Source organism: Streptomyces sp. NPDC059649, assembly GCF_042734445.1.
Lineage (GTDB): Bacteria > Actinomycetota > Actinomycetes > Streptomycetales > Streptomycetaceae > Streptomyces.
The window spans coordinates 153843-170731 of record NZ_JBHWDV010000001.1 but is presented as its reverse complement, the minus strand read 5'-3'; the positions used below and the strand labels follow the sequence as shown (position 1 = coordinate 170731).

14 protein-coding genes are annotated in these 16889 nt (G+C 73.7%); 10 read left to right on the top strand and 4 right to left on the bottom strand.

The window, feature by feature from the left end:
• Positions 1-18: 18 nt before the first annotated feature.
• From ACFV1J_RS00835 to ACFV1J_RS00805, 7 genes are all read left to right on the top strand, one after another.
• On the top strand, positions 19-3009 hold the full coding sequence (locus tag ACFV1J_RS00835) for a type I polyketide synthase (protein ID WP_385855032.1): 2991 nt from the start codon (positions 19-21) through the stop codon (positions 3007-3009).
• Positions 3006-4136 carry a MupA/Atu3671 family FMN-dependent luciferase-like monooxygenase gene (locus ACFV1J_RS00830; RefSeq protein WP_385855031.1) on the top strand — a complete coding sequence of 377 codons (1131 nt, stop codon included), beginning with the start codon at positions 3006-3008 and terminating at the stop codon, positions 4134-4136. The genes ACFV1J_RS00835 and ACFV1J_RS00830 overlap by 4 nt, the downstream gene beginning before the upstream one ends.
• Positions 4133-5908: a condensation domain-containing protein gene (locus tag ACFV1J_RS00825; RefSeq protein WP_385855030.1), complete on the top strand. Its 1776-nt coding sequence runs from the start codon at positions 4133-4135 to the stop codon at positions 5906-5908. Before ACFV1J_RS00830 ends, ACFV1J_RS00825 begins: the two co-directional genes overlap by 4 nt.
• Entirely contained in the window at positions 5905-7209 is a 1305-nt protein-coding gene (locus ACFV1J_RS00820; protein ID WP_385855029.1) for an MFS transporter, read from the top strand. The genes ACFV1J_RS00825 and ACFV1J_RS00820 overlap by 4 nt, the downstream gene beginning before the upstream one ends.
• Complete coding sequence (locus ACFV1J_RS00815) at positions 7202-8497, top strand: condensation domain-containing protein (protein WP_385855028.1); 1296 nt, start codon at positions 7202-7204, stop codon at positions 8495-8497. The genes ACFV1J_RS00820 and ACFV1J_RS00815 overlap by 8 nt, the downstream gene beginning before the upstream one ends.
• The gene (locus ACFV1J_RS00810; protein ID WP_385855027.1) at positions 8494-9180 is read left to right on the top strand and encodes a thioesterase II family protein; all 687 of its coding nucleotides are present in this window, start codon (positions 8494-8496) and stop codon (positions 9178-9180) included. Before ACFV1J_RS00815 ends, ACFV1J_RS00810 begins: the two co-directional genes overlap by 4 nt.
• Before the next feature lie 67 nt (positions 9181-9247).
• Positions 9248-10933, top strand: a complete 1686-nt coding sequence (locus ACFV1J_RS00805; RefSeq protein ID WP_385855026.1) for an amino acid adenylation domain-containing protein — start codon at positions 9248-9250, stop codon at positions 10931-10933.
• Here the strand turns inward: ACFV1J_RS00805 and ACFV1J_RS00800 are convergent.
• Complete coding sequence (locus ACFV1J_RS00800; protein WP_385855025.1) at positions 10884-11429, bottom strand: hypothetical protein; 546 nt, start codon at positions 11427-11429, stop codon at positions 10884-10886. The two genes, ACFV1J_RS00805 and ACFV1J_RS00800, sit on opposite strands and share 50 nt — an antisense overlap.
• A gap of 187 nt (positions 11430-11616) precedes the next feature.
• A complete protein-coding gene (locus ACFV1J_RS00795; protein ID WP_385855024.1) occupies positions 11617-12243 on the bottom strand; it encodes a PadR family transcriptional regulator in 627 nt (208 codons plus the stop codon).
• A gap of 106 nt (positions 12244-12349) precedes the next feature.
• Here ACFV1J_RS00795 and ACFV1J_RS00790 point away from each other — a divergent pair, with 106 nt between their 5' ends.
• Positions 12350-13561, top strand: coding sequence for an FAD-dependent monooxygenase (locus ACFV1J_RS00790; RefSeq protein ID WP_385855023.1), 1212 nt, complete (start codon positions 12350-12352; stop codon positions 13559-13561).
• Positions 13562-13564: 3 nt separating this feature from the next.
• Here ACFV1J_RS00790 and ACFV1J_RS00785 read toward each other — a convergent pair whose 3' ends face one another.
• A complete protein-coding gene (locus ACFV1J_RS00785) occupies positions 13565-14119 on the bottom strand; it encodes a hypothetical protein (RefSeq protein WP_385855022.1) in 555 nt (184 codons plus the stop codon).
• Positions 14120-14274: 155 nt separating this feature from the next.
• On the opposite strand from ACFV1J_RS00785, the gene ACFV1J_RS00780 reads away from it, so the two are divergent.
• Together ACFV1J_RS00780 and ACFV1J_RS00775 are read left to right on the top strand one after the other, a co-directional pair.
• Positions 14275-14448 carry a CsbD family protein gene (locus ACFV1J_RS00780; protein WP_385855021.1) on the top strand — a complete coding sequence of 58 codons (174 nt, stop codon included), beginning with the start codon at positions 14275-14277 and terminating at the stop codon, positions 14446-14448.
• 229 nt (positions 14449-14677) lie between these two features.
• Positions 14678-15607: an alpha/beta fold hydrolase gene (locus tag ACFV1J_RS00775; protein ID WP_385855020.1), complete on the top strand. Its 930-nt coding sequence runs from the start codon at positions 14678-14680 to the stop codon at positions 15605-15607.
• A 22-nt stretch (positions 15608-15629) separates the two neighbouring features.
• On the opposite strand, the gene ACFV1J_RS00770 is transcribed toward ACFV1J_RS00775, so the two are convergent.
• Positions 15630-16388 (bottom strand): class I SAM-dependent methyltransferase, encoded by a 759-nt coding sequence (locus ACFV1J_RS00770; protein WP_385855419.1) that lies wholly within the window; start codon positions 16386-16388, stop codon positions 15630-15632.
• Positions 16389-16889: the final 501 nt, after the last annotated feature.

Genomic DNA, 16889 nt, shown 5'->3' with positions numbered 1-16889 from the left:
ACTGGAAGGAGAACCGGCATGACGGAGCTGGACAATGCCGTGGCCGTGGTGGGTCTGTCCCTGCGGGCCCCCGGCGCATCGGATCCGGAGACCTTCCTGTCCCGACTCTCCCGGGGCGAGGTCGCGCTGCCGGCGGCCAGGGGGGAACAGGCCGGCAACGGCAGACTGCTCAGCGGGCAGATCGACCGGTTCGCCGAGTTCGACGCCGAGCTGTTCGGCATGGCACCCGCCCACGCGGCGCTGACGGACCCCCAGCACCGGGTGATCGCCGAGCTGGTTTGGGAGGCGATGGAGGACGCCTGCCTCGACACCCAGCGCGCCGGCAACCGGGTCGGCGTCTTCATCGGCGGCGGCCCCGACATCTATCTGCACCGCAACGTCCTGCCGGACGAGCGGACCGTACGGGCCCACGGCACCGAGCAGATCATGCTCGGCAACTCGCGGGACTTCCTCGCCACCGCGCTCTCCTACCGGCTCGGCTTCACCGGCCCGAGCATGACCGTGCAGACGGCCTGCTCCACCTCCCTGGTCGCCGTCCATCAGGCGGTGCGCAGCCTGCTCACCTACGAATGCGATGTGGCGATCGCGGGCGGAATCACCGTCTTCCCGGTCGAACGCCCCGAGCACGACGGGCCCGAGGGCGGCATCTACGCGCCCGACGGCCGCTGCCGCAGCTTCACCGTGGGCAGCCGGGGGACGGTCCCGTCGAGCGGCGCGGGGATCGTGGTGCTGCGCCGGTCGGCCGACCTCGCCGACGGCCCCGGCCGGGCCCGTGCGCACATCCTCGGCAGCGCGGTCAACAACGACGGCGCCGACCGGATGGGCATGACCGCGCCCAGTCCGCGCGGCCAGGCCGAGGTGCTCCGCGAGGCCCTGGAGGTCTCCGGCCTCTCCCCCGCGGACATCGGCTACATCGAGGCGCACGGCACCGGGACCGTCCTCGGCGACCAGGTCGAACTGGCGGCGCTGGCCGAGGTCTACGGCACCGGCACCGCCGCCCCCCGCTGCGCCATCGGCACGGTGAAACCGAACATCGGCCACACCGACAGCGCGGCCGGGGTCCTCGGCCTGATCAAGACCGTGCTGGCGCTCCAGCACGACCTGCTCCTGCCGGTCGCCTCCCAGCCGGGCGACGGCCCGGACGCGGACCTCGGCGCGGCCCGGTTCTTCCTGCCGCGAGCGGCCGCGACCTGGAGCACCGAGGTCCCGCGCCGGGCCGCGGTCAGCTCCTTCGGCTTCGGCGGCACCAACGCACATGTGATCCTCGCCCCCGCCGACCCCGTCCCGGAACCCGCCGCCCAGGACGTCCGGACGCCGGTCGCCGTGCTCTCGGCCGCGACCCCGCAGGCCCTGCGCGACAAGGCCCGGGACCTGGCCGACTGGCTCGACGGCCCCGGTGCGCGGGCCGCCCTCCCCGGCGTGCTCGGCACCCTGTGGCACGGCCGGCGACAACTCGCCCACCGGGCCGCCGTCGCCCTGCCCACCGATCCGGCCGCCGCCCGCGAACGGCTGCGGCAGTGGCTGCTGGAGACCGCCCAACGGGCCGACACGCCACCGGCCGTGGCGGACGCACCGGTGGCCGTGATGCTGCCCGGCCAGGGCATCCGCCTGACGGGTACCGGTGCGTCGGCCGCCGACGATCCCCGCTTCGGTGCGGACCTGGAACGGTTGTCCGCGGCCGTGCTGCGGGCCGGCGGTCCCGATCTGCGCGGCTTCGACACATGGCCCGGCGACGACCCGCGGCTGCTGGACACCTCGGTGGTGCAGCCGCTGCTCTTCGTCGTCGGCCTGGCGCACCTGTGGCGGCTGGAACGCCGGGGCGTACGGCCGGGCACGCTGCTCGGCCACAGCGTCGGCGAGTTGACCGCGGCCGCGTACGCCGGGGTGTTCGGCATCGAGGACGCCGCGGCGGCCGTCGTGCGGCGCGGGGAGCTGATGGGCCGGGCCCCGGCCGGGGCGATGCTCGCCGTTCCGCTGGACGAGGAGGCCGCCCGCGACCTCGCCGCCGGGCTGCCCGCCGACGTCTGCGGCGTCAACGGCCCGGAGACGACGGTGCTCGGCGGCGCCCCGGACACGGTCACCGAGCTGGAGCGGCGCTGCGCCGGGCGCGGGCTCACCGCGCGACGGCTGGAGACCGCGCACGCCTTCCACTCCCGAGCGATGGAGGAGGCCGCCGCCCGGTTCGGGGAGTTCCTCGCCACCGTGCCGCTGTCGGCGCCCCGGCTGACCGTCCTCTCCAACCTCACCGGCGCGGAGCTGACCGCCGAGCAGGCCACCGACCCCGCCTACTGGGCAGGGCAGTTGCGCGGGACCGTGCGGCTGGCCGACGGGGTCCGGACGCTGCTGGCGGGCCGGCCCGCCGCGGTCGTCGGCATCCACGGCGGCCGGGCGCTGACCAACCCGGTACGGCAGACCGCCCGGCTGCTGGGCATGGTGCACCCGCCGCAGATCATCGAGCTGCTCGGCCCTTCCGAGGCGGATGCGTCGCAGGCCCACGAGGACGCGCTGGCGCGTCTCTGGGCGGCCGGCTGCCCGGTCGACTTCGACCTGCCACATGTCACCTCCCCCGTTCCGCTGCCGCGGTACCCGTTCGCGGACACCCGGCACTGGATCGAGGCGACACCGGGGGCGCTGCCCCACGAACGGCCCGCCACCGCCGCCGCGGTCCTCCGCGAGCCGGCACCGCCGCAGGAACCGTCGCCCCCGGCGGACGACACCGAGGAGACCGGCAGCGACTTCGCCGCCGCGATCACCGCCATCTGGCAGGAGGCGTTCGGCGGCGAACCGCTCGGCCCGTCGGACAACTTCTTCACCCTCGGCGGTACGTCGCTGCAGGCCGCGCAGCTGCTCACGGTGGTCAACGACACGCTGCTGCTCGGTGTCGCGCTCGGCGACCTCTACGAGCACTCCGACCTCGGCTCCTTCATCCGCCGGGCCGAGGAGCTCGCCGCGGCACGGGACGACGCCGAACTCCTGCGGCTGCTCGACGAGATCGAGGGTGTCCAGTGAGCGACCTCTCCCAGCGGCTGGCGGCCCTGACGCCCGAACAGCGCCGCGTCCTCGGCCAGGAGATGCGGCGCCGGGCCGCCCGTACCGGTACCCCGCCCACGGACGGGGCGGCCGGCGGTGCGCCCGCCCGGCAGAGCCTGTACTTCTTCGCCAGCGCGGACACGGTCCCGGCGCGCGAGTACTACCGCTTCGTCCTCGAAGCGGCGGAGCGGGCGGACGCGGCCGGGCTGGATGCCGTCTGGCTGCCGGAACGGCACTTCGTGGACTTCGGTGGGCACTCGCCGAACCCGTCGGTGCTGGCCGCCGCGGTCGCCGTGCGCACCGAACGGCTGCGGATCCGGGCCGGCAGCGTGGCGGCGCCGCTGCACCACCCGGCCCGGATCGCCGAGGACTGGTCGGTGGTCGACAACCTGTCGGACGGCCGGGCCGGTATCTCGTTCGCCAGCGGCTGGCACCCGGACGACTTCGTGCTGGCCCGTACGGACTACGCCGATCGGCGTGCGGACACCCTGCGGATCATCGAGCAGGTGCGGGCGCACTGGCGGGGCGAGACGCTGCGCCACCCGACCACGGCGGGCGGCACGGCCGAGGTCCGTACGGGTCCCCGCCCGGTGCAGCCGGAGCTGCCGGTCTGGCTCACCTCGGCCGGCCACGGCGAGACCTTCGAGGCGGCCGGGCGGGCCGGCTGCGGTGTGATGACCGCGCTGCTCGGCCAGACGCTGCCGGTGCTGCGGGAGAACATCGCCCGCTACCGTGCGGCCTGGCGGCAGGCCGGGCACCCCGGGGACGGTGATGTGGTGGTCATGGTGCACGCCTACGTCAGCGACCGGCCCGATCTGGAGGACTATCTGCGTCCCGCGATGCACGGCTATCTGCGCGCCTACCGCAGTCAGACGACCGGGCCGGGCGAGGACGAGACGGTGCTGCTGGAGAGCGCCTATCTCAACTTCCTGCAGGGTCCCTCGCTGCTGGGCTCGCCCGGCAAGGCCGCGGAGGTGCTCGGTCTGCTGCGTACCGCGGGCGCGGACGAGGTCGGGTTCCTGGTGGACTTCGGGCTGCCCACCGACGACGTCCTGGCCGCGCTGCCCGCCCTGTTCGGCTGCCTCCCCGCGGAGCGGGCCCGATGAGCGGGGCCGAGTCGGCGCTCGCGGCCCGGCTCGCCGCGCTGGACCCCGACAAACGCGCCGCCCTCCTGGCGAAGTTGTCGCAGCAGCGCTCCGGCAAGCGCCCGCTGCGGCCCCGGCCCGGGCCGCGGGACACCTTCCCCGTGGGCATGGACCAGGAGCGGCTGTGGATCCTCGACCAGCTCTATCCCGGCACCACGACCTACACCCTGGGGTTCGGGCTGCGCTTCCTCGGGGAGTTCGACCGGGCGGCCTTCACCGAGGCGGTGGCCGTCGTGGTGGGCCGGCACGAACTGCTGCGCTCGGCCATCGAGACGGACGGCACCGGGCCGGTGCTGCGGCTGCACCCGGACCGGGGCGCCGACCTCACCTTCACCGACCTCTCGGCCGGGCCGGACGCCGAACGGGAACGCCGCCGGGCGGAGTTCATCCGGCAGCAGGTCCGGCGACCGTTCGACCTGGCCCGTGACCCGGTGCTGCGGATCGGGGTGGCCGACCTCGGCGGCGGTGACCACCAGATCGTGCAGACCATGCCGCACTCCTTCACCGACCAGTGGTCCTACGTGCGGCTCAACGGCGAGCTGCTGGAGGCCTACCGGGCGGTCCGCGAGGGCCGCGAGCCTCAACTCCCCGTACTTCCGGTGCAGTTCGGCGACTATGCGCAGTGGCAGCGGGAGTACTTCGACAGCGAGCACGGTGAGCGTCACCGGGCGTTCTGGCGCAGCTATCTGGCGGACCTCCCGGACCGGCCGCTGCTGCCCTACGACCACTCCGACGACACCGAGGACCGCACCGGGCGGCAGTACAACTTCGTCCTGGACAAGGGGACCGCCGCGGCCTTCATCGCCCGCGCCAAGCAGGCCCGCAGCACGGTCGCCAACGCGATGGCCGCGGTCTACGTGGCGCTGCTGTACGAGGAGAGCGGCGAGCGGGACATCCTCCTCGGCGTGCCCAGCGTGACCCGCAGCGAACCGGCCGTCCAGGACCTGGTGGGCTTCCTGCTCACCAATGTGCCGCTGCGGATCCGGGTGCCCGAGAACCCGACCCCGCACGACTTCATGGCCGCCACCCAGGCCGCCGGGGCCGCCGTCGCCGAGCACCACGAGACGCCGTTCGGCGAGATCGTCCGGGCCGTCGCCCCCGAGCGGTCGGTGCACGGCTATCCGCTGCTGCGGACCATGCTGGTCCATCTCGACCTCGCCGAGACGGTGTCGTACTCGGTGCCCGGCGCCACCGTCTACGCCAACGCGGTGCCCGAGGGGATCTCCTCGATGGACGCGACGGTCGCCTGGTGGCATCTGGGCGACCTGGTCTACGGGCGGTTCGAGTACCGGACCGCGCTCTTCGAGCCGGAGACCATCGACCGGCTGGCTCGGCGGCTGCTGCAGCTGGTCGAGGCCTTCGCCACCTCGCCCGACACCCCGTTGGGCAGCCCGGCCGGGCGCGCCGCCGAGCTGGTGGCCGCGGCGTGGTGCGAGGCGCTGGACGTGCCCTCCGCGGACCCGCAGGACGAGTTCGCCGGCCGCGGCGGCACCCCGCTGCTGGCGGTGCGGCTCGTCCGGCTGCTGACGGCGCGGGGCTTCACCGCCGGGCCCCGGGACATCACCGAGCACACCACCCTCTCCGCCCTCACCGAGCTGCTGCTGCGACGCGGCAACCCGCTGGCACCGACCGGCCTCGCGGACGCCGACGTCCCGGGGCGGGCCGGGGTTTCGGAGGAGTACCTGGAGCAGCTCTTCGCCAGCACGCGCCGTGCGGAACAGGAGATTCGATGACCTCACCCCCCGGAACCGGTGCGACGACGCCGGCACGCCGGCCGCTGGTGGTCCTGCTGCTGGCCCACTACCTGTCGTCGTTCGGCAATGCGGTGACCGTGGTGACCATCCCGCTGTACGTGCTCGGGGTCACCGGCAGTTCCGTCTCCACCGGTCTGGCGGGTTTCGCCAACACGCTGCCGCTGATCTTCGCGGGCGCGGTCGGCGGGGTCTGGATCGACCGCATCGGCGGCAAGCGGATGAGCGTGCTCTGCGATCTGCTCGCCGGTACCGTCATCGGGCTGATTCCGCTGCTCAACGACACGGTGGGGCTCGCCCTGCCGGTGCTGATGGGCCTGCTGTTCGTCCGCAGCCTGGGCTCGACACCGACCGGTGCCGCCCGGCAGAGCCTGCTCAAGGGGCTCGCCGACCGGGCCGGGGTGCGGCTGGAGAGCGCCAACTCCTGGATGCAGGGCGCCCCGCGGCTCGGTCTGCTGGTCGGTGCGCCGCTCGGCGGGCTGCTCGCCGCGGTGTCCGGTCCGGTGATCGGCATGTACGTGGACTCCGCGACCTTCCTGCTCTCCGCGCTGCTGATCGGGGTGGCCGTACCGGGCGGGCCGGTGGCTCCGGCCGCCGAGCGGCAGGGCTTCGTCCGGCAGCTCACCGAGGGCCTCCGGCTGGTCAAGCAGCTGCCGGTGATCGGCGCGATGACCTCGTTCGTCTTCGTCACCAACTTCCTCGACGACGCCTTCACGCCGGTCATCCTGCCGGTCTACTCGGACCAGGTGCTGGGCGGCGGCCAGTACCTCGGCTGGCTGGTGGCCGCCTCCGGCTGCGGCGCGGTGGCCGGCACGTTCCTCTACGGGCCCGCCAGCAAGCGGCTGCTGACCAGCCGCCGTTGGACGCTGCTGGGCGCCTTCCTCGTCATCGGGGGGCTGCGGCTGGCCCTGGGCGGGCAGCCGGGCGCGGTGCTGTCCATCGCGATCTCGTTCCTGCTGGGCCTGGCCGCCGGACCGCTCAACCCGGTGCTGTCGACGGTGATGCTCAACAAGGTGCCGCAGGCCCTGTTCGGGAGGGTCTTCGCGCTCACCTCGGCCGTCGCGATGAGCGCCGCGCCGATCGGCATCCTGGTGGCCGGCTGGGCGATCCACGGCATCGGGCTGCGCTGGACCCTGCTGGCCTTCGGCGCGACCTATGTCGTGCTGGTCCTGGTGTCGCTGCGGAACCGTGCGCTGCGGGAGATGGACAACCTGACGGAGCCGTCCGAGGCCGCCGACGGCGACGGCGCCGCGGGCACGGACAAGGAGCTGGCCCGTGACTGAGCGCACGGTGCTGCGGGTGCAGCCGGCCTCCGCGCTGGAGCGGCAGTTCTGGCTCGGTGAGCAGATCGCCCCGGCGAGCCCCGCCAACTGGGTGCTCGCCGAGGTCCGCGCCGACGGCCCGGTGGATCCGGCCGCGCTGGATGCGGCACTGTCCGCGGTCGCCCGCCGTCATGAGTCGCTGCGCACCGCCTTCGTCATCGAGCGGGGACAGGTGGTCCGCACCGTCCTCGCCGAGCCGGTGGCCGAGCCGCCGCTGCGCCTGGCCGCCGGCACCGGGTTCGCGGGCGCGGCCGCCGCGCTGCTCGGTGCGGACACCTTCGACATCGCCGCGGGCCGGGTGCACCGCGCCGCGATCGCCCCCGACGACGAGGGGGCCACGGTCTTCCTCGCCGTGCACCACATCGCCTTCGACGGTCTCTCCCAGGAGGTGTTCGCCACCGATCTGGCCCGGGCGTACGGCCTGGCCGCCGAGGGCCGGACACCCGATCTGCCGGTGCGGGAGCGGCCGGCGCCCGTGGAGCCCGCTGCCGCCCGGCGCACCGAACTCGCCGCGCACTGGCGGACCGTGCTGGCGGGCGCGGCCGACCTGCCCGTTCCGGACGACGGGCCGGCGCCGGGCCAGCGCGCCCTGGCCCGGGCCGGCCTCACGGAGCGGCGGACCGCCTGTCCGCCCGCCGTCTGGCAGGCGGTGTGCGCCGAGGCCCGGCGCCGCGCCTGCTCCCCGTTCGTGGTGCTGCTGGCCGCGTACGGCAGGGCGCTGGCCGGGCTCACCGGGGGTGCGGACTTCTGCGTGGGCACTCCGGTGGTCGCCCGTTCCGCCGGGCAGGAGGACGAACTCGGCTGTCTGATCAACACCGTGCCGGTCCGGATGCCGGAGCTGTCCGCGCCCGGAGCGGTCGAACGGGTCTGGGCCTCGGTCCGGGAGACCATCCTGGGTTCCGCGCTCCCCTGCGAGGAGATCGTGCGGGCCGCCCGTACCGTCGCGGGCCGCCGGATGCCGGTGTTCCAGGCGGTGTTCGCCTTCGAGAGCTGGCGCCGGGTCGAGCATCCGGCGGGTCCGGTGCGGATGCACACCGTCCCCGTACCGCCGGTGGGTGCGGTCGCCGAGGTCCAGCTCCAGGTGTGCGAGCTGCCCGACGGGACCCTGAAGTGCGTGGTCCAGGCGCCGACGACCGGTGCCTGGGCGCCCCCCCTCGCCGATCTGACGGACGCCTTCCGTGCCCAACTCGCCCTGCTGGCACCCGAATCCGCCCCACCGCACCCCCTCGTCCCGGAAGGTCCCGCATGACGACCACGCTGATGTGCCTGCCCTACGCCGGAGCGGGAGCCGGCGTCTACCGTCCCTGGCGGCGCCAGGAGTCCGAGGTGTTGCGTGCGGTGCCCGTGCAGGTGCCGGGCCGGGAGGAGGAGTTCAACCGGCCGTTCTACCGGACGATGGCCGAGGCCGCGGCCGGCACCGCCGAGCGTTTCCGGGCGGCGGCCGGCAAGGAACCGTTCGTCGTCTTCGGGCACAGCTTCGGCGCGATCCTGGCCTACGAGGCCGTCCAGCACCTGGTGGCGACCGGGGGCCCGCTCCCGTCCCACCTCGTCGTGAGCGGCTCGACCAGCCCGCGGCACCGCCAGGCCGAGCGGCTCGACCCCGACGACGAGGTCGCGGCCGCCCAGGCCGCCGCCATCGCGGGCCGCGAGATCGAGATCTTCGCCGATCCACTGGCCCGGTCGCTGCTGCTGCCGGCGATGCGCGCCGACGTGGACCTGCTGGCCGACTACACCCCCGCGACGCTCACCCCGCTGCCGTTGCCGCTCACCGCCCTCCGCGGTGACGCCGACCATCTGGCGCCCCTCGACGAGTGGCGGGACTGGTCGGCGTTCACCTCGGCCGCCTTCCGGACGGCGGAGTTCCCTGGCGGCCACATGTATCTGACGGACCACTGGGACGAGGTGTGGCGGACGATCGAGGAGCTGCTGTGAGCACCGCCGCGCCCCTCCCGCCCCCGCCCTGCCCCTTGGCACACCGGCCGACGAACAGGACCCTCCGATGACCTCCGCCGCCCCCTCCCCCACGACGCCGCACCCGCTCGCCCCCACCCTCTTCGGACTGTTCGCCGCCAGCGCCGAGCGGCATCCGCAGCGGATCGCGCTGGAGGTCCGCGACGAGGTCCTCACCTACGCCGAACTGGACCGGCTGGCGGCCGGTCTGTCGCAGCGGCTGACCGCCGCGGCCACGGAGCGCGGTGCCGGGCGCCCCGCGAAGGTCGGCCTGCTGGCGGCCCGCAGTCTGACGGCCTACGCCGGATATCTGGCGGCCCTGCGCGCCGGCGCCGCCGTCGTACCGCTGAACCCGTCGTTCCCGGCCTCCCGCATCCTGGCCATCACGGCCACCACGGATCTGGACCTCATCGTCACCGACGAGGAGTCCGCACGGGCGGCCCAACTCCTCACCGCCCAGGCGGCGGAGGACGGCACGCCGCTGCCGCCCGTGCTCGCCCTCACCTCCGCCGAGCTGACCCGGCTGCGCACACACGGGCCCGACGACGGGCTCCCCTCCCCCGTCGCCCCCCTCTCCACCCAGGACATCGCCTACGTCCTCTACACCTCCGGGTCGACCGGCCGGCCGCGTGGCGTTCCCATCCGGCACGCCAACGTCCTGCCGACCCTCCGGTGGCTGGTCGAGGAGCACGGCTTCGGCCCCGAGGACCGCCTGTCGCAGAACGTCGAGCTCTCCTTCGACGTGGCGGTGCTCGAACTGTTCACGACCTGGTCGGTCGGTGCGGCGCTGGTGGTCCCGCGGCCGAACGACGTGGTGCGCCCGTCGGCCTTCGTCAGCGCCAAGCGGATCACCCGCTGGTTCTGCGTACCGTCCGTCGGCAGCATCGCGGCCCGGACGAACGCGCTGGTCCCGGACTCGATGCCGACCATGGCCGGGGTGATGTTCGGCGGCGAACGGCTGCTCAGCGAGCAGGCCGAGCAGTGGGCGGCGGCCGCGCCCGGCGCGCGGCTGTGGAACCTGTACGGCCCCACCGAGGTCGCGATCGTCTCCACGGCACACGAGCTGGGCAGCGGCAGCTCGCTGCGACCGGCCGGTTCCAACGGGACGCTGCCGATCGGCCGGGTGCCGGACCACCTGGACTACATCGTCCTCGACGATGCCGGCGAGCCCGCGAAGACCGGTGAGCTGTGCCTCCGCGGCAGCCAGCGCTTCGACGGTTATCTGGAACCGGCCGACAACATCGGCCGGTTCCTGGAGTGGCGCCCGGGCGAACGCGCGGTGATCCACGACGGGACCACGCCGCTGACCCGGGAGCACTGGTACCGGACCGGTGACCGGGTCCGGGTCGAGGACGGTGCCCTGGTGTTCCTGAGCCGCCTCGACCATCAGGTCAAGGTCCGGGGCCAGCGCATCGAACTCGGCGACGTGGACGCCGCGTTGGCCCGGCACCCCGCCGTACGGGACGCGGTCGCGCTGGTCCGTGAGACCGGTGAGGACTCCGTCCTGGTCGCCTACTACTCGGGCGAGCCCACCACGGCCGCCGAACTGACCGCCTTCCTGCGCCGCCTGGTGCCCGTCTACATGATCCCGGGCTCCTTCACCCACCTCGCCGAACTCCCGCTGAACACCAACGGCAAGGTCGACCGCGCCGCGGTCGCGGCCTACGACCGCGAGACCACCGGCACTACCGGGCAGCCCGCCACGCCACCTCTTCGGGAGTCATCGGCGCAGTGATGCTGTAGACATCCCCGACCTGCAGGTCGTCCGGCGTCCGGTACCGCTCCTTCGCAGCGATCACGGTGACGCACGTCCAGGAAACGGGGTTCCAGAACAGGCGGTAGCAGGGATCCTGACCCGGGCCCGGCGGAATCTCCCGCAGCGCCGTTCCGCGGTTCGCCAGCAGCCGCTGCAGTTTCCCGAACCGCAGTCGGCGGGCGAACCGCCCGTACCGGGACAGGATTTCTCCGTTGACGACCTTTCCGCCATGGGCGAGCCGGTGGACCTGCAGAGTGAAGTGGTGCCCGGCCCACGGACCGTTGCCGGACTCGCGCTGCCAGAAGAACTCCGCCAGGCCGTAGTCCCGCCACAGGTGGTGACGACCGGAGCGGTTCTCGGCGAAGTCCTTTCCCAGGATGCCGGTCACCCGGTCGGGCTGATCGGTCGGCTGCGCGCCGAGCACCGTTCCGGACGTCACGACGTCCAGATAGAACGCCAGGGAATGGGGGGTCACCGGTCCTCCGTCCAGCGGGTCGGTTCCTGCGGCGCGCCGCGGCCGACCCAGGCGGCCACCCGCCAACCATCCCGCCGATCTTAGCCGTTGCCCGGCCGGGGAACACCGGCAGACGTGCAAGTGAGCGGACCAAGGCCCGGGGCCGCGGTTCATCGCCGAGCGGGGAGGACGGCCGGCTCCGGCCGGCTCAACCGCCCGAAGAATCCCCTGAGTTCTGCTGTTCGTCGAAGGCGGCGAGCATCTCCGGGGACCAGGTCAGGCCGCCGTCCCGCAGGTCGTCGGTCACCGCGCGGACCCAGCGTTCCTCGGCCTCCACCATGGCCAGCAGGTATTCGTGCTCGATGAGGGCGACGCGCGGGACGCCGTCCCCGGTGTGGACGGCCAGTTGGGACGCCAGGTCGGCGCGCTGGGCCGCGAGGCGCTCGGCGCGCCGCTCCAGCACGTCCAGCGCCTCGGCCGGGGTGAGCATGGGCAGGTTGGACAGGGCGGCCGGGAAGACGGGGAACTCGCCCTTGGGGACCGCCAGCATCTGGTCCAGCCACTCGCGGGCCACCGCCCGGCCCTCGTCCGTCACTTCGTAGACGGTGCGCTCGGGGTACTGCTGGTCGCGCTCGGTCTGCCGGACGGCGATCAGCCCGCCCGCGTGCAGCCGCTCGATGGTCCGGTACAGACCGGCCCGCTGGCCGACGTTGACCACCTGTTCCTTGCCCCACTGCTTGATGAGTTGCTGGATGCCGTACGGGTGCAGCGGCTTGTAGTGCAGCAGCGCCAGGACGGTGAGGGCGAGCGGCGAACTCTTCACGGGAGCGGTCATGCCGGTAGCGTAGTGGAGCCGAGACTAGTTGCACTGAGACTAGGTGCAGTGCAACTATGGAGCTCAGGAGCCCGCTGCCCAGCGGGCGCATCCTTGGGAGGGGAACATGAGCTTCGACGGCATCCAGGACCGACGCGGCAGCGCGGTCGTGCGCACGGCACTGGTCATCGGGGGCGGGGTGGCGGGCCCGGTCACCGCCCTCGCGCTGCGCAGGGCGGGCATCACGGCCACGGTGTACGAGGCCTATCCCACGGCCGCGGACGGCGTGGGCGCCTGGCTGGCCCTGGCCCCCAACGGCCTTGCGGCGCTGCGGACGATCGGCGCGGACAAGGCGGTGGAGGCCCTCGGGCAGCCGGTGCCCGGGATGGTCATGGCGGACGGCGCCGGGCACCGCTTCGCCGCCTTCGACGGCTTCGCCGAGCTGCCCCCCACCCTGGCCATGCCCCGCGCCGCGCTCTACCGGGCCCTCACCGATCACGCCGCCGACCAGGGCATCTCGTTCCGCTACGGCAAACGGCTGGTGGGCGCCGAGGAGACCCCCGACGGGGTCACGGCCCGGTTCTCCGACGGTACGTCAGCGACCGCCGACCTCCTCGTCGGCGCCGACGGCATCCGCTCCACCGTCCGCACCCTGATCGACCCGCGGGCACCCGAGCCGGAGTACGGCGGTGTGCTGAGCTTCGGCGGGTACGCCACGGACAGCGGGGTCGACGCCGAGCCAGGGACGATGTACTTCGCCTTCGGCCGTACCTTCATCGGCTACTGGCGGGGCCCGGACGGCCGGTTGATCTGGTTCGCCGGACTGCCGACCGACACCCCGCCGGAGCCGGCCGGCATGGCGCGGGTCCCGTCCGCCGAGTGGCTGGCCGAGCTGCGCGCGGCGTTCGCGGGCCACGTACCGGGCGAGCGGCTGCTGCACCACACCGACCCCGACCTGCTGATGGCCGTCGGCCGGATGGAACGCATGCCGTCGGTACCGCACTGGCACCGCGGCCGCATGGTCCTGGTGGGCGACGCGGCACACGCCCCGTCCTCCAGCTCGGGCCAGGGCGCCTCGCTGGCCATCGAGAGCGCGGTCGAACTGGCCCGCTGCCTGCGCGATCTGCCCACGCCCGGCGAGGCGTTCACCGCTTACGTCGGCTTGCGCCGTGAGCGGGTGGAGGCCATCGGGCGGAACGCGGCCGCCGCCAACGAGGTCAAGGCCGGTAAGGCCGACCTCGGGGCCGCGGCCGCCTTCCCCACCCCCGAGCAGATGCTCCGCCCGCTCCACTTCCACCGCATCGACTGGGAGGAGACGGTGACGGGAGGCCGACGGTGACGGTCACCCGGTGATCGCCGGGGCCGCGGAGGCGGGGGCCGTCGCGGGTTCGTCATCGCCCAGTTCGGTCAGTGCCATGGCGGCCCGGTGCTGCTCGGGGCTCATGCCGAGCAGCCCGGCTCCCCCGCTGTGCTCGCTCTCGTACAGCCGCAGCTGGCCGTCCGCGTGGCTGCGCAGGATGCCGCGTGCCTCGTCGGTGCCGAGGTCGAGGGCGGTGGCGATCTGGCGCCAGGTGGCGCCGAGTTGCAGCGCCTCGTGCAGGGTCTCCGCGCGGTACTGCTCGACGGTGCGGGCGATCCGGACGCCGAGCGCCAGCTGCGCCAGCGCGTCCCCGGCATCGCCCCGTTCCTCGGGACCCCGGTAGGCGGCGGGCAGCCGGCGGTCGGCCAGCCGCTCCCCGTGGGCGAAGTGCTTCTCCGCCATCCAGGACAGCGGTGTGGTCACCGGGACGTCCTCGGGGCGGCGGACCGTGCGGGCTTGCCACTGCTCGTACTCGTGCCGGCGTTCCCGGTCGTGGTGACGCTCGTGGGCGTGCTCGAACTCGTGGTCCTCGCTCATCGGTGGTGTCGTCTCCCTCCATAGGGCGGCTTCCGTCGTGGAACGACCACGGACATGTGCCCCGTACGGGCGGAACGATGTCTGTGTTTGCCCGGGGCCGTGCCGGGCAGGCGGCTCTTCGTCAAGGAACGGCTCAACAGCGAGGGAGCACGACCATGACTGCCGACAAGAAGACGTCCGCCAAGACCGAGCAGGTCAAGGGCGCCGTGAAGGAAACCGTCGGCCGCGCCGTGGGCAACGAGCGCATGACGGCGGAGGGCCGGGCCGAACGGGCCAAGGGCGATCTGCGTCAGGCCGGCGAGAAGGCCCGGGACGCCATGGAGCGATGACCGCGCCGCACGGCCGCTTCGGCGGCGACAGCGGCGGCGAGGTGGGCAGAGCCCGCAGAGTGTGAGGCGGTGGCCCGGCGGATTCCCCCTCCGCCGGGCCACCGCCGTGCCGTGCGTGTCGATGACGGGCGGGAGCCGGGCCGCTTGGCACAGTCGCAGGGGGCACGCCGCACCGTCGCAGGGGGCGAGCCCCGTGATCCGACGACTCGACTCTGCGGAAGGCCCATCGGTGACGGAACGCGAGACCGGGACGGCGGCGGCGAGCGGAGCCGGGGCCGAACTGGACGTCAGGACCGTACGCACGCCCACGCTGGACACGGCCTATGCCGTCAGCGGCCCCGAGAACGGGCGCCCCGTGGTGGCGGTGCACGGCTGGCCGGACGACATCCACTGCTGGGACGGCGTACTGCCCGCCCTGCACACCGCCGGATGCCGCGTCTACCGCCCGTACCTGCGGGGATTCGGCCCGACGCAGTTCCGCGACCCGGCCCGGCCGCGCAGCGGGCAGATCGCGGCGCTCGGCACCGACCTCGGCGAATTCCTCGACGCGCTGGACCTCGGCGACGTCGTACTGGCCGGGCACGACTGGGGCGCCCGCGCCGCGTACGTGGTCGGCGCGCTCTGGCCGGAGCGGGTACGCGCCATCGCGGCGATGTCGGCCGGGTACGCGACCCACCGCCCGGACGCACCGCTCCCCTACGCGCTGGCGCAGGCGTACTGGTACGAGTGGTTCGTCGCCACCGGCCGCGGCCGGAAGGCCATGGTGCAGGACCGGCGTGCCTTCTGCCACTACCTGTGGACGGCCTGGTCCCCGGGCTGGGACTTCTCCCAGGAGGAGTTCGAGGAGACGGCCGCGGCCTGGGACAACGACGACTGGGCGGATGTCACCGTGCACGCCTACCTCCACCGCTGGGGCGAGGCCCCCGGCGACCCCGCGTACGACACCGTCGAGGAACGCCTCGCCGCCCCGGCCCCGGTCCAGGTGCCGACGATCGTGCTGCACGGCGCGGACGACGCCGACAACCTCCTGGGCACCACCGCCGGCAAGCACCAGCTGTTCGCCGACGGCTACACCCGTCAAGTCCTCAGCGGAATCGGCCACTTCCCGCCCCGTGAGGCACCGGAGTTCACCGCCGAGGCGATCCTGAGCCTCTGTTAGCGGGCATACCCCCGGGCGACCGTTACGGGCGGGTGCCGCGGCGAAGCAGAACCGTCCAGAGGAAGGGCTCGCCGAAGTGCGGGGAGTCCCGCGGCTCGTCGTGCATACGGCGGAGTTCCACCTCCGTCAGACCGGCGAAGATCCGGCGCAGGGACTCCGCGGGGTAGGCGAGTCCGCCGTGCAGGCCGGCGGACCGGCGGTAGAGGTCGGCGTCGCCCAGCTGGGAGCCGCCGCGCTCACCGTCCGGCGCGAAGCAGGTGAGCGCGAGATGGCCACCGGGGGCCAGGGCGCGGTCGAGCAGGGCGAGGTAGCTGATGCGGCGGTGCGGCGGCAGATGGTGGAAGCATCCGGAGTCGTAGATCAGGTCGTACGGGCCCCGGAGTTCGGCCGCGTCGTCGGATCCGACGAGGGCGAAGGCGTCGCCGCAGCGGAAGGTGATGTCGGCCCCGGCCTCCCGGGCGCGGTCCTCGGCCCAGGCGAGGGCCGCCGGGGAGAGGTCCACCGCGTCCACCCGGAAGCCCCGGGCGGCGAGGTGGAGGGCGTTACGGCCCGGCCCGCACCCCAGGTCGAGCGCGCGTCCAGGCGTCACCAGGCCGCGGTCGAGGTACGAGACCAGGTTCTCGTCGGGCTTCGCTGCGAAGAACGGCACCGGCTTGGAGCGGTCGGCGTAGAAACCGTCCCACCAGGAGGCCGCCCCGGCCGTCCAGCGATCGGCCTCGGGCGCGAACAGCCCGTCCAGGAGCCGGAGTACGTCGTCGACGGTCCGAATGTGCCGGTCCACCAGGGTGCCCCCGCCGTCCGGGCCACCGCTTCCGGTCGTCCCTTCCTTCCCCATGTGCCCTCCCCTTCCCGTCCGCCTTCGCGGTCCGTTTCCCGTCCGCCTTTGTAGTGCGTCTTTTCGGCCGTCATGCGGCCGGTCATGCGGCCGTCATTCGGCCCGTATTTCGGTCCGTCTTGCGGTCCGCTTTTGGGTGCTCATTCCGCTCCGGCGAGCGTAGACCCGATGGCGGTCGGGGCCCGGTTCGGGCGGTGTGGACGGACGCCGTGAACGAGCGCCTGGGCGTCCCGGACGAGGGCGGGAAGGGCAACCGGTACGGGGTGGGGGTGAAAGGGCGGCCGGGCCCCCGGGGCCGGCCGGGGAGGGGGCAATCTCCGCCGCGCCGGGCTGATTTTCTCGGCGATCTCCGGGTACCAGCGTTCGTGCAAGCCGCCGCAATGGAGCGGCCGGTGCCCGTCCGCGCCGACAGCGCGCTGTGCGTCTGCCGGCCCCTGGGGAAAGGCA